Source organism: Streptomyces sp. NPDC047014, from assembly GCF_040644195.1.
Classification (GTDB): Bacteria; Actinomycetota; Actinomycetes; order Streptomycetales; family Streptomycetaceae; genus Streptomyces.
Genome location: NZ_JBEYVX010000001.1, coordinates 259,825 through 272,367, shown reverse-complemented (window position 1 = coordinate 272,367; position 12,543 = coordinate 259,825). Strand labels below are relative to the sequence as shown.

Below are 12,543 nucleotides of genomic sequence, written 5' to 3'. Positions count from 1 at the left end.
CATACTACGAATCCTCTCGTACTACGAGACCTCTCGTACAAGCGAGTCCAGCTCCGCTCGCAGCGCCCCCGCCAGCTCCGCCAGATCCGGGACGGCGGAGGTGTCGGCGACCAGCCCGTAGTGGACCGTCCCCTTGTACGTGGAGACCGCCACGGCGAGGGACTGCCCGCGAGCCAGCGGCGCCAGCGGGTACACCTCCTGGACCCGGCTGCCGCCGAGGGAGAAGGTGAGGCCGGGCAGCGGGACGCTGGTGACGAGGATGTCGAAGAGCAGCCGGGCGGCCTGCGCGACCAGCGGCCCGCCCAGGCGGTGGCCGAGCGGGTGGACACGGTCCGCGAGCAGGGCCACGGCCCCCGCGCCGCGGGCCGGTCCGGCGTCCTTGTTGCGGTCCATCGCCACGCGGACCCGGTCCAGCCGGAGCAGTGGATCGGGCTCGGCCAGCGGCAGCCGGAGCAGGTACCCGGAGAGCCGGTTGCGCGCGTCGCCCGCGCCGCCGGGCCCGCGGCGGCGGGACACCGGGATCAGGGCGCGCGGCCCCGCCCCCAGCGGTTCGGGGTCGCCGCGTCCGGCCAGCCAGCGCCGCAGCCCGCCCGCGACGAGGGCGATCAGCACATCGTTGACCGTGCCCCCGGCCCCCTTGCGGATCAGGTTGACCTCGTCGAGGTCGAGCGCGAGCCCGGCCACCGTACGGCTCCCCGCGGCGGCCGGATCGGCGGCGAGCGCCGGCGGTACGCCGAAGGGCAGCCCGGCGCGGGCCACGGCGGCGCCGATCTCCAGGGCCTGGCCCACCTCCCGCACCCGCGCCGCCAGCGCCGCCGGGATCCGGCCCAGCGGCGAGCCGCCCCGCTGCTCGGGGAGGGGGCGGCCGGGCGGGCGGAGCTCCTGCCCCTCGTCGAAGAGGGCGGCGGCCAGCGCGAGCGCGCCCAGGCCGTCGGCGAGGGCGTGGTGGAACTTGAAGAGGACCGCGAAGGACTCCGGATCCGGCCCGGCCAGGACATGCGCCTCCCAGGGCGGCAGCTCCGGGTCCAGCGGGCGGGCCATCAGCGGTCCGGCCGCCTCGTGCGGGCCCCGGTCCGTACGGGTGAGGAAGACGTGCCGGGCCGGATCGAAGTCCGGGTCGGGGCTCCAGGCGGCCGCGCCCAGCGGCAGCAGCACGTCCCGGATCCGGCGGCGCAGGCCCGGCACGGCGGCGCAGCGGGCGGTGAGCAGTTCGGCGGCGTGCTCGGCGGCGCCGGAGCCGGAGCCGGGTCCGCCGCCCGGTCCGGCGCCCGGCGCGGAGCGGAAGACGGCCAGGGCGCCGAGGTGCATGGGGTGGCCGGCGGATTCCATCCGCCAGAAGGCGAGGTCGAGCGGTGACAGGTACTCGGTGGCCACGTACGTCCTCTCACGTGCGACAACGGTGTCCGAAGTCAATCGACAGCGAACACCTGGATGCAAGCAGCAATCATTTCCGGCTTGTGAATGATCGGTGTCGATCAGCCACGGCCCGGCCCGTGTCGTGCGCCGGGCCGCTGTCAGCGGGGAGGTGCAGACTGGCCGGAAGACGCTGTTCGGGGGCCGGCCGTTCCATCACGCGGCGACCGCCCCGCGCAGGGACGACGAGGTCCGGAGGTGGCGGCCATGGCCGACGTACTGCTGCTCGTGGGAACCCGCAAGGGGCTGTTCATCGGCCGCCGCCGGGGTGACGGGCCCTGGGAGTTCGGCGAGCCCCACTTCAACGCCCAGGCCGTCTACGCCGTCGCCGTCGACCGGCGCGGACCGGCCCCCCGGCTGCTCGCGGGCGGCGACAGCGCGCACTGGGGGCCCTCGGTCTTCACCTCCGACGACCTCGGGGAGACCTGGCGGGAACCGGCCAGGGCCGCCGTGAAGTTCCCCCAGGACACCGGTGCCTCCCTGGAGCGGGTCTGGCAGCTCCAGCCGGCCGGCCCCGAGGCCCCGGACGTGGTCTACGCCGGTACGGAGCCGGCCGCGCTGTTCCGCTCCGCGGACCGGGGCGAGTCCTTCGAGCTGGTCCGCCCGCTGTGGGAGCACCCGACCCGCGACAAGTGGGTACCGGGCGGGGGCGGCGAGGGGCTGCACACGGTGCTCACCGACCCCCGCGACCCGGACACGGTCACGGTGGCCGTCTCCACCGCCGGGGTGTTCCGTACCGAGGACGGCGGCACGAGCTGGAAGCCCGCCAACGACGGGGTCTCGGCGGTGTTCCTGCCCGATCCGAACCCGGAGTTCGGCCAGTGCGTCCACAAGATCGCCCGGGACGCCGGGGACATGGACCGGCTGTACCTCCAGAACCACTGGGGCGTCTACCGCAGCGACGACGCCGGGGGCCGCTGGACCGACATCGGCGGGGGACTGCCCTCCGACTTCGGCTTCGCGGTGGCCGCCCACCCGCACCGGCCCGACACCGCCTACGTCTTCCCGCTCAACGCCGACTCCGACCGGGTCCCGGCCGAGCACCGCTGCCGGGTCTTCCGCACCCGGGACGCCGGCGCCACCTGGGAGCCCCTCAGCCGCGGACTGCCGGATTCCGACCACTACGGCACGGTGCTCCGGGACGCGCTGTGCACGGACGACGCGGACCCGGCGGGCATCTACTTCGGCAACCGCAACGGCGAGCTGTACGCCAGCCACGACGACGGCGACAGCTGGCAGTTGCTGGCCGAGCACCTGCCGGACGTCCTCTGCGTGCGGGCGGCGACGATCGGCCAGTAGAGTGATCCACCGTGGCAGCAAGACCGTTGAACGAGATCGTCGAGCCGGGCTGGGCCCGGGCTCTGGAGCCGGTGGCGGGGCAGATCGCCGCGATGGGCGACTTCCTGCGCGCCGAGATCGCGGCGGGGCGGAGGTACGTCCCCGCGGGGGCCCACGTACTGCGCGCCTTCCAGCAGCCCTTCGACGAGGTGAAGGTGCTCATCGTCGGCCAGGACCCGTACCCCACCCCGGGGCACGCGGTCGGGCTGTCCTTCTCGGTGGCCCCCGAGGTGTCGCCGGTACCGCCGAGCCTGGACAACATCTTCCTGGAGATGCACCGCGACATCGGCACCGGCCGGCCCGCGAACGGCGACCTCACCCCGTGGACCCGGCAGGGCGTCCTGCTGCTCAACCGCTCGCTGACGACCGCGCCCCGCCGGTCGAACGCGCACCAGGGCAAGGGCTGGGAAGCCGTCACCGACCAGGCCATCCGCGCGCTCGCCGCGCGCGGGAAGCCGCTGGTCTCCATTCTGTGGGGGCGGGCGGCGCGCAATCTGCGGCCGCTGCTCGGCGAGCTGCCGGTGGTGGAGTCCTCGCACCCCTCCCCCAAGTCCGCCGACTACGGCTTCTTCGGCTCCAGGCCGTTCAGCAGGACGAACGAGCTGCTGGTGGGCCAGGATTCACAGCCTGTCGACTGGCGCTTGCCGTCCGTCAGCTGAACGTATCTGTAATTCACCGTATAAATACGGACAGATGCGGCAGCGGAAGGCCCTGCCCGAACACCTTCTTCCGATAAGCCAGTAGCATGCGGCGCCATGAGCTCCCCCAATGGCCCCGCAAATGGCCTGCCCGTACGAATGCCGCGACCCCGCCCGACCGGACGGCACCGCCGGCCCGAGCCCGCGGCGGCGCCCGAGGGCGCGCCCGCGCTGGTAATCGCCGTGCCCGGAGCGCCGTCGGCCGCCTCGCGGGGGCTGGCGGAAGAGATCATCAGCATCGGCCGCTCCGAGCTGCCGGGCCTCGACGCCCGCATCGGTTTCCTCGAAGGTGACGACGCCTCCGAGTTCCCGTCCCTGTCCGGCGTGCTGAGCGCCGTCGCGGCCGACCGCACCGCGCGCGCCGAGTTCGCCCGCGCCGCCGGTCACGAGGTGCCCGCGCCGGCCGGCCCGGACGCCGTGGTCGTCCCGCTGCTGGCCGGTCCGGACAGCGATCTGCTGCGCCGGATGCGCCAGGCGCTGATGGACTCCTCCGCCGCCGCCGAGCTGGCCGACGTCCTCGGCCCGCACCCGCTGCTCGCCGAGGGCCTGCACGTGCGCCTCTCCGAGGCCGGCCTGGCCCGCGCCGACCGCGCCCGCCTGTTCACCGTGACCACCGCCGCCGACGGCATCGTCCTCGCCACCACCGGCGGCGAGGAGGCCGTGCAGGCCGCCGGGATCACCGGCATGCTGCTCGCCGCCCGGCTCGCCGTGCCCGTGCAGGCGGCGGCGCTGGACCAGGAGGGCTCGGTGGCCGCGGTCGCCGAGCAGCTGCGCCGCGAGGGTTCCACGCAGCTCGCGCTGGCGCCGTACGTGATCGGTCCGGAGGCCGCCGAAGGTCTGCTGGAGACGGCGTGCAAGGAGGCCGACTGCGCGACCGCCGAGGTGCTCGGCGCCTACCCGGCGCTCGGCAAGCTGGCCGTCGCCCAGTACACCGCGGCGCTCGGGATCGCCCAGGCGTCGCCCGCGCACTGACCCCGTCGTCACGACGCGAAGGCCCCCGCCGACCCGGTTCCCGAGGTCGGCGGGGGCCTTTTCCGTACCCGGCGGGCCCGTTCCGCTCAGGCGGATCCGGAACGGCCGAGGAGCACGCAGGTGGCGGCGGGCACGGCCAGTGAACCGGCCCGGTGCGGCCGCCCGGTCAGCGGGTCCACGTCGAACCAGGTGACGTCTCCGGAGTGCTCGTTGGCCGCGTACAGCCGACGCCCGGAGGGGTCGGCGGCGAGGTCCCGCGGCCACTGTCCGCCGCAGTCCACGGTGCCGGTGAGCAGCGGCTTCTCGGGGCCGTCGGCGAGGGAGAAGGTGACGAGGGTGTCGGCGCCGCGGACCGCGGCCCAGACGAATCTCCCGTCCGGCGAGGCGACCACGGCCGAGGGGTAGGCCCGTACGGCCCCGGAGGCGCCCGCTGAGGCCACCGGAACCTCCATGACCGGTTCCAGTCGCCCGGCGGTCGGGTTCCAGCGGCAGACGGTCATCTGCGGCTCCAGCTCGTGCAGTACGTAGGCCACCTCGCCGCCGGGATGGAAGACCAGATGCCGCGGGCCGGTCCCGGCGCGCAGCACGGTCTCGGTGTGCACCGCGGGCTCCCCGCTGCCGGGGTCGAGCGCGCAGACCCGCACGGTGTCGGTGCCGAGGTCCACGCCGAGCACCCAGCGGCCACTGGGGTCCGGCAGCACCTGGTGGGCGTGCGGGGCGTCCTGGCGGTCGGCGTCGAGCCCGGAGCCCCGGTGCGTGAGGACGCGGGCCGGGCCGGCGGGAGCGCCCTCGGCGGTCAGGGGCAGGCTGCTGAGGCTGCCCGAGGTGTAGTTGGCGGTGAGCAGCCGGCCGCCGGCGAGGCTGAGGTGGGTCGGGCCGGAGCCGCCGACCGGGACGGGCGCGCCGAGCGGTGCGAGGCCGCCAGCGGTGGTCCGGAAGGCCGAGACGGCGCCGCGCTCCGTCTCGTTGACGGCGTAGAGCACCCCCGCGTCCGGGGCGAGGGCGAGGTACGAGGGGTCCTCGGCGGCGGCGACCGAGAGCGGGGTCAGCGCCCCGGTCGCCGCACACACGGTCGCGACGGTCACGCCGCGGCCGCCCCCCGAGGTGAACGAACCGATGTAGGCCCGGTGTTCGCCGCTTCGGTCCGTGCTGTCCGCGTCGCCCACAGGAGGCCCCTCTCACCACTGTCGGATCGTTCGGAGCCGACGGTAACAGAAGGTCTAGACCAAATCCCGCCCCTGGGCCCGTTCCCGTGCCCCGGAGTGGTGGACGTAGGCCGTGCTGCTGGGGGTGTCCTCGTAGGTGCGGTGGAAGACCGGGGTCGCGGAGCCGGAGATGGGCGGCACGATCCAGGACCAGTCGGCGCCCACCTCGCGCCCCTTGCGCTCCTCGCGTTCCATGTGGGACAGGAAGCGCCGGGACTCGGTGTGATGGTCGGCGATGGTGACCCCGGCGCGGTCGAAGGAGTGCAGGACCGCCCGGTTGAGCTCGACCAGTGCGCGGTCCTTCCACAGCGAGCGGTCGCTGGAGGTGTCCAGGCCGAGCCGGCGGGCGACGGCGGGCAGCAGGTTGTAGCGGTCGGTGTCGGCGAGGTTGCGGGCGCCGATCTCGGTGCCCATGTACCAGCCGTTGAAGGGCGCCGCCGAGTAGTGGATGCCGCCGATCTCCAGGCACATGTTGGAGATGGCGGGTACGGCGTGCCAGCGCAGCCCCCAGTCCTGCCAGCCGGCGCCCTCCGGAGGGCCGATGGGCACCTCCAGCACGGCGTCGCGCGGGGTGTCGAACCAGCGGGGCTTGTCGTCCACGCCCTGCACCACCAGCGGGAGCAGGTCGAAGGGGGTTCCGGCGCCGCCGGGCCAGCCGAGCCGGAGCAGCGCCTCGGTCAGCGGGGCGTTGCGGGCGTCGCCGACGGTGACGGAGGGGTGGTCGCCGTATCCGGCGTACCGCACCAGCTGCTCGCTCCAGATCAGCGGGCCGGGGCGGTCGGGGGTCTCGGGGGCGAAGACCGTGATCGTGGGCCGGACCCGGCCGCCGTTGGTGGCCTCCCGCAGGTGCTCGAAGCACTCGGCGGCGATGGTGTCCGCGTCGGCGACGGTGCGCCGGTCGCGGACCCGCAGCGAGTTCCAGTAGAGCCTGCCTATGCAGCGGTTGCTGTTGCGCCAGGCCACGCGGGCCCCGTGGACCAGCTCCTCGGGGGTGTGCGCGTAGGTCCCGGTGTCCGAAAGCTCGGCCCGGACGGCCGCGAGCCGGTCGCGCGGGTCCCCGGCGCCCGGGGTCTCCCTGTGGAAGAGCCGGATGAACTCCTCTGCCGCCTGCCACACCTGAGCGGTGGTGGAGCGCTGTTGAAGGATTTCCATTCCGCCGGGTTACCCCCTGTCCGACCAGATCCACCCTGTACATGCCGTATGAATGTGCACCGAACAAAGACCTGTTGTACCTCTCGCAGGTCAGCGCTGTACCACGGGTGGCAGGAGAACACCCCTCCGAGTGATCTTCGGGGAATGAGCTGCGTTCGGGAGTCGAAGACGCGTACGATGCGGCCGCGTTGCGGGGGTCCGGTCCGCCCGCACGGTCAGCGGCAGGGGCGGCTCATGAACAGCGCCTGCTCGCCCGCGGCCGGGGTGCCCTCGTACAGGGCGGTGTCCAGACCGCAGAAGGCGAAGCCCATGCCCCGGTAGGCGTGCACGGCCGGGGCGTTGGCCGAGCTGACCTCCAGCCACAGGTGCTCCGCGCCCCGTTCGCGGGCGAAGGCGGCGGCCCGCTCCATCAGCTCCCGGCCGATCCCCCGGCCGCGGTGGCCGGGTGCCACCTCCAGGTCCTCGACCGTCAGCCGCCGGTTCCACGCGGAGTACCCGACGGCGGCGAACCCGCAGAGCTCGCCGGCGTCCAGGGCCACGAAGGTCCGCGCGTCGGCGGCCGCGTCGGGGCCCGTGGCGCGGGCGAGCCCCTGCTCGTCGTGCTCCTCGGGCGGGAACGCCTTGTGCACGGGCGGGTCCACGGGGACCTCGCGGATCCGGAAGCCGAGCCCGGTCCCGTCGGCGGTCGCCTCGAAGACGGTGGCGGTGGTGAAGGAGCTGTCCAGGGCCTCGATGGCGCCCGCGTCCTCGGGCCGGGCGAGGCGGTAGACGACTGCGTCGGCGGAGCCGTGTGCGGTGCTCATGGATCCACCGTACGCAAAAAATCCCCCGGCGGAATTCGCTGCCGAGGGAGAGAAGAGCGTATATTGAAGAGTTCGCGACTTGACCGGTGCATTGTGCCGATCACCAGGTTTACCACGTCGCGGACCAGCTTACGAAGACACTGTATCGCGGCAGGAGTGGAATTGTCAACCGAGGAATTCCGTAAAGAGCAGCAATTCGTCAACGACCTCTATCGGCGCCTCGACGACCGGCGTGACCAGGCCGAACGTGCGGTCGAAGCCGCATTGCGCGATGTCGGGACCGGCTTTCAGGCCCGGCTGGAGCGGGATGTCGTGGTCGCGGAGCAGGCCGGTCTGCTCTCCGCCCTGAATGCCGGCGAGAACGGCCTGTGTTTCGGGCGGCTGGAGTTCTCGGACGGCCGGGACCACCACATCGGCCGCATCGGGATCCGCGCGGACGACGCGGACCGCACCCCGCTGGTCCTCGACTGGCGCGCGGACGTCGCCCGCCCCTTCTACCTGGCCACCGGCCACACCCCCATGGGCCTGCGCCGCCGTCGCCACATCAGCAGCCGCGGCCGGACCGTCACCGCGCTGCACGACGAGATCCTGGACCTGACCGACGCCGAGCGCACCGGCCACGAGGGCGCCGACGCGGACGCCGTGCTGCTCGCCGCCCTCGACGCCGCCCGCACCGGCCGCATGCACGACATCGTGCGCACCATCCAGGCCGAGCAGGACCGGATCATCCGCTCCTCCCATCGCGGGGTGCTGGTCGTCGAGGGCGGGCCGGGCACCGGCAAGACGGCGGTCGCCCTGCACCGCGCGGCCTACCTGCTGTACGCCCACCGGGAGCTGCTGGCCAAGCGCGGCGTACTGATCGTCGGGCCCGGTCCCGCCTTCCTCGGCTACATCGGCGGGGTGCTCCCGGCGCTCGGCGAGACGGGCGTCCTGCTGTCGACCCCGGGCGAGCTGTTCCCCGGCGTGCACGCCACCGGGACCGACCGTCCCGGGGCCGCCGCGGTCAAGGGCCGGGCGGCGATGGCGCGGGTCCTCGCCCGGGTGGTGGCGGACCGGCAGCGGCTGCCGGAGAGCGTGCCGGCGGGCTGCGGGGAGGAGTCCGACCGGGTGCCCGAGGCGGCGCTGGAGATCGACCACGACGACTACGGCACCCTGCTGCTGGACCGCACCATGGCCCACGAGGCGCGGGACCGGGCGCGCGCCACCGGTCTGCCGCACAACCAGGCCCGCCCCGGCTTCGCCTTCCGGATCATCGACGCCCTGACCGCGCAGCTCGCGGACCGGCTGGGCGCCGATCCGTACGGCGGTCCGAACCTGCTCGGCCCGGACGACGTCGCCCAGCTCGGCAAGGAGATCGCCACGAGCCGGGCCGTGCACGAGGCGATCGACTCGCTGTGGCCCTCGCTCACTCCGCAGCAGCTCGTCACCGACTTCCTGGCGGAGCCCACGCACCTGCCCGAGGAGGAGGCGGCGCTGATCCGGCGGGCGCCCTCGGCCCGGCCGGACTGGACCCCGGCCGATGTGCCGCTGCTGGACGAGGCGGCCGAACTGCTCGGGGAGGACGACAGCGCCCGGCGCGCCGCCGAGGAGCGGCTGCGGCAGCGGCGCATCGCGTACGCGCAGGGCGTGCTGGACGTGTCGGCCGGCTCGGAGTCCTACGAGTTCGAGGACGAGGAGAGCGAGTTCTTGGCCGCGCACGACATCATCGACGCCGAGCGGATGGCCGAGCGGCACGAGGAGGCCGATCACCGCTCCACCGCCGAACGGGCCTCCGCCGACCGCACCTGGGCCTTCGGGCACGTGATCGTGGACGAGGCGCAGGAGCTGTCGGAGATGGCGTGGCGGCTGCTGATGCGGCGCTGCCCGACGCGGTCGATGACGCTGGTCGGGGATCCGGCGCAGACCGGGGACGAGGCGGGCTGCGGCTCCTGGGAGCGGATGCTGTCGCCGTACGTGGGCGAGCGCTGGGAGCTGGTCCGGCTCGGGGTGAACTACCGTACGCCGGCGGAGATCATGGAGGTCGCGGCGGCGGTGCTGCGCGAGCGCGACCCGGGCTTCGAGCCGCCGCGTTCGGTACGGGCGACGGGTGTGCGGCCGTGGGCGCTGGCCGCCGGTGACCTGGCGGCGGCGACCGCGGAGGCCGTGCGGCGGGAGCGGCCGGCCGAGGGGCGGCTCGCGGTGATCGCGCCGCGGGTGCTGCACGGGGAGCTGGCCGCCGTACTGCCGGGGGTACGGGCGGGGGCGGAGCCGGATCTGACCCGGGAGGTCGTGCTGCTGGACCCGCGGCAGGCGAAGGGGCTGGAGTTCGACACGGTGGTCGTGGTGGAGCCGGCGGAGCTGCGGCCGAGCGATCTGTACGTGGCGCTCACCCGGGCCACGCAGGCCCTGGGGCTGGTCCACTCCCCCGGCCGGCTGCCGGACGGGCCGGCCGGGGGCGGACTGCGGGAGCTCGCTTCCCCCGACGGGGTCAGGCGCTGATCGTGTAGGGCGCGCGCGGGTCGCTGCCCAGGGGCGTGGCCAGTCCGGCGAGGGCGCGCTCCAGGCCCTCCAGGTGGGCGAGGGCGGGCAGGGAGGCGGCGGTGTGCGGGCCGGTGCCCTCGGCCTCCCCCGGCCCGTCGAGGGCCCGCTCGCCGGCGGTCAGCGCGCGGACGGCGTCCTCCACGCGCCAGCAGGCGGCGGCGAGGCGGGCGTCGTGCCCGGCGTCCGGGTCGGCGGTGATCGCCACCAGGCCGCGCACCTCGCGGGCGCAGTCGTCGAGCAGGGCGACGACCTGTCCGGCCCGGGCCCTGCGGTGGCGGAACGGGCTGAGCGGGTGCACCAGCGGGGCGAGGGCCATCCGGACCCGGGCGAGCAGGGTCTCCAGCTCGGCGGCGTGCGGTGCGGGGTCCGCCGTCGGGGAGCCGGCGAGCCGGGCGGTGGCCTCGGCGGTGGCGGCGTGCACGCAGTGCAGGGCGCGCTGGATCCAGGCGTCGTTGGTGGCGTGGGTGGTGACGGGCAGTACGAGGACCACGGCGAGGGCGGCGCAGACCGCGCCGACGGCCGTCTCCTCCAGGCGCAGTACGAGCAGTGCCGGATCCAGCACACCGAGCAGTCCGTAGAGCAGCCCCGCCATCAGGGTGACGGCCAGGATCATCCAGCTGTACGAAACCGCGGCGGTGTAGAAGATGGCGAACACGCACGCGGCGACCAGGAGGGCGGTGGGCACGGGCGCGCCGTCCAGTGGGATGGCGATCAGTACGCCGGCGGCCACGCCGACGACCGTGCCGAGCACCCGGCGGAAGCCCCGGACGAGGGTCTCGCCCCGGGAGGCGGTGTTGACGAAGATCCACCAGGCGGTGCCCACGGCCCAGTACCAGCGGTCCTCGGAGAGCACCTGGCCGACGGAGAGGGCGACGGCGCAGGCCAGGGTGGCCTGGAACGCCTGGCGGGTGGTGTGCCGGGCCAGGCGCTGTCCGGGCAGCGGGGCGGGGGCGGCGGGCGGCGGGGTGCGCCGTTCGATGGGCCAGAGCAGGAACCGTACGGCGGCGGAGGCGAGCAGGGCCAGGCCGACGGCGGCGTACAGCTCGGGGAGCTGGCCGGGGAGGGCGTGCAGGAACTGCGTGATGAAGAAGTTCATGAACGCGAAGATCCCGAGCGCGTGTCCGCGCGCGCCCCAGCGGCGGGCGTAGACCCCGCAGAAGACGACGAGGACGAAGGCGGCGTCGCGCAGCGGCGTCACCCCGTGCAGGGCGGTCGCGAGGGCGAGGACGGGGAAGCCGGCGAGCGGCAGCAGCGCGGTGGTGACCGCCTGGCGGCGCACGGTGGCGTCGGTGACGGTGAAGAGCGCGAGGAGGGCCGCGAGGCCCCCGGTGATGGAGGCGGTCAGGGAGAGACCGCACAGTTCGGCGAGGGCGACGGCGGCGCTGATGCCGATCACGGCGCGGGCGGCGTTCCTGAGCCGCAGGAGCCCGGGGTCCGGAGCTACGAACATCCTCTTCACAGCGGCGTGCCGCCCCCCTCGCAGTGGTGCGCGCCGGCCTGCGGCCGCCCTGGGGTGGTGGGCGGTGGACGGGCACGGCGAAGGCGCCGCGGTCCGGATCCGGCTTCGTTGCCGTCCGGCGCTGCGCGGCGCCGTAAGTACATGGATAGGCCACAGATAAGCATCCGGAGGCCCACTGGCTCAACTCAGCCTCGGGCGACTGGGCCATTGGCCCACTCGCGGGCGCCGTGCGTGGGCCATGGCCCGGCCAACGGCCCAGCGGCCCGCGCCCGCGTGGTCCGGGCCGCGCACGACCCTCGTACGGGTGAGCACGCGCTGTTATCGTGCAGCGACCCGGAGGGCACCTGACCCGGACGACGTACGGAAGGGGACCGGCGTTGGCGCGGACGGTGGAGTCGGGGGAGGCGGAGGCGTTCAGCCGGGCCGCGGTGGCCGTCTTCCGCCTGAACGGGCGGTTCACGGCGGCCCTGGACCGGCTCGCCCTGCCCAGCGGGCTGAGCGCGGCGCGCTGGCAGGTCCTCAGTGCGGTGGCGGAGGAGCCCCTGTCGGTCTCGGAGGCGGCCCGGCGGCTGGGGACCTCCCGGCAGAGCGTGCAGCGCATAGCCGATCTGCTGGTGCGCCAGGGGCTCGCGGTCTACCGGGAGAATCCCGCGCACCGGCGGGCCAAGCTGCTCGCGGCCACGGCGCGCGGGACCGGGGCGAAGCGGGAGATCGACTCCTGTCTGGCCGAGCTGGCGCGGGCGCTGTGCGAGCGGCTGGGCGGTGAGGAGGAGGTGCGGCGCACGGCGGAGGTCCTGCGGGGGCTGTCGGGCGCGCTGTCCGCGGCCGGAACCGACGACTCTGCGTGAGAACGGGCCTCCACGTCTACGGCCATACGGACAAGTTGGCCGGAAACCGCCGCCCATTTTCCCAAGTATTGACTGCACCGAGGAATCGTCTTTGCGGTACCGTTCGCGCCTGACGCGGGGGCTTCAGAGTGCGGG

General features: G+C 74.4%; 10 protein-coding genes. 5 read left to right on the top strand and 5 right to left on the bottom strand.

Features of this window, described 5'->3' with window-relative positions; translation table 11 throughout:
• Positions 1-21: 21 nt before the first annotated feature.
• Complete coding sequence (locus ABZ873_RS01015) at positions 22-1,374, bottom strand: wax ester/triacylglycerol synthase family O-acyltransferase (protein ID WP_360863556.1); 1,353 nt, start codon at positions 1,372-1,374, stop codon at positions 22-24.
• 246 nt (positions 1,375-1,620) lie between these two features.
• Here ABZ873_RS01015 and ABZ873_RS01010 point away from each other — a divergent pair, with 246 nt between their 5' ends.
• From ABZ873_RS01010 to ABZ873_RS01000, 3 genes are all read left to right on the top strand, one after another.
• Positions 1,621-2,712 carry an exo-alpha-sialidase gene (locus ABZ873_RS01010; protein WP_360863555.1) on the top strand — a complete coding sequence of 364 codons (1,092 nt, stop codon included), beginning with the start codon at positions 1,621-1,623 and terminating at the stop codon, positions 2,710-2,712.
• A gap of 11 nt (positions 2,713-2,723) precedes the next feature.
• Entirely contained in the window at positions 2,724-3,410 is a 687-nt protein-coding gene (locus tag ABZ873_RS01005; protein WP_360863553.1) for a uracil-DNA glycosylase, read from the top strand.
• Between the two features lie 96 nt (positions 3,411-3,506).
• Positions 3,507-4,421 carry a hypothetical protein gene (locus tag ABZ873_RS01000; protein WP_360863551.1) on the top strand — a complete coding sequence of 305 codons (915 nt, stop codon included), beginning with the start codon at positions 3,507-3,509 and terminating at the stop codon, positions 4,419-4,421.
• A gap of 86 nt (positions 4,422-4,507) precedes the next feature.
• Here the strand turns inward: ABZ873_RS01000 and ABZ873_RS00995 are convergent, their stop codons facing one another.
• The 3 genes from ABZ873_RS00995 to ABZ873_RS00985 all read right to left on the bottom strand — a co-directional run bounded on the left by ABZ873_RS00995 (position 4,508) and on the right by ABZ873_RS00985 (position 7,581).
• Positions 4,508-5,587, bottom strand: coding sequence for a lactonase family protein (locus tag ABZ873_RS00995; protein ID WP_360863549.1), 1,080 nt, complete (start codon positions 5,585-5,587; stop codon positions 4,508-4,510).
• Positions 5,588-5,641: 54 nt separating this feature from the next.
• Positions 5,642-6,778, bottom strand: coding sequence for a nitric oxide synthase oxygenase (locus tag ABZ873_RS00990; RefSeq protein WP_360863547.1), 1,137 nt, complete (start codon positions 6,776-6,778; stop codon positions 5,642-5,644).
• A gap of 215 nt (positions 6,779-6,993) precedes the next feature.
• Positions 6,994-7,581 carry a GNAT family N-acetyltransferase gene (locus tag ABZ873_RS00985; RefSeq protein WP_360863545.1) on the bottom strand — a complete coding sequence of 196 codons (588 nt, stop codon included), beginning with the start codon at positions 7,579-7,581 and terminating at the stop codon, positions 6,994-6,996.
• Between the two features lie 162 nt (positions 7,582-7,743).
• On the opposite strand from ABZ873_RS00985, the gene ABZ873_RS00980 reads away from it, so the two are divergent.
• Entirely contained in the window at positions 7,744-10,059 is a 2,316-nt protein-coding gene (locus ABZ873_RS00980; protein WP_360863544.1) for an ATP-binding domain-containing protein, read from the top strand.
• Here the strand turns inward: ABZ873_RS00980 and ABZ873_RS00975 are convergent.
• Positions 10,049-11,551, bottom strand: a complete 1,503-nt coding sequence (locus tag ABZ873_RS00975; RefSeq protein ID WP_360863542.1) for an FUSC family protein — start codon at positions 11,549-11,551, stop codon at positions 10,049-10,051. The two genes, ABZ873_RS00980 and ABZ873_RS00975, sit on opposite strands and share 11 nt — an antisense overlap.
• A gap of 386 nt (positions 11,552-11,937) precedes the next feature.
• Between ABZ873_RS00975 and ABZ873_RS00970 the strand changes: the two genes are divergently transcribed.
• Complete coding sequence (locus ABZ873_RS00970; protein ID WP_360863540.1) at positions 11,938-12,408, top strand: helix-turn-helix domain-containing protein; 471 nt, start codon at positions 11,938-11,940, stop codon at positions 12,406-12,408.
• Positions 12,409-12,543 lie beyond the last annotated feature (135 nt).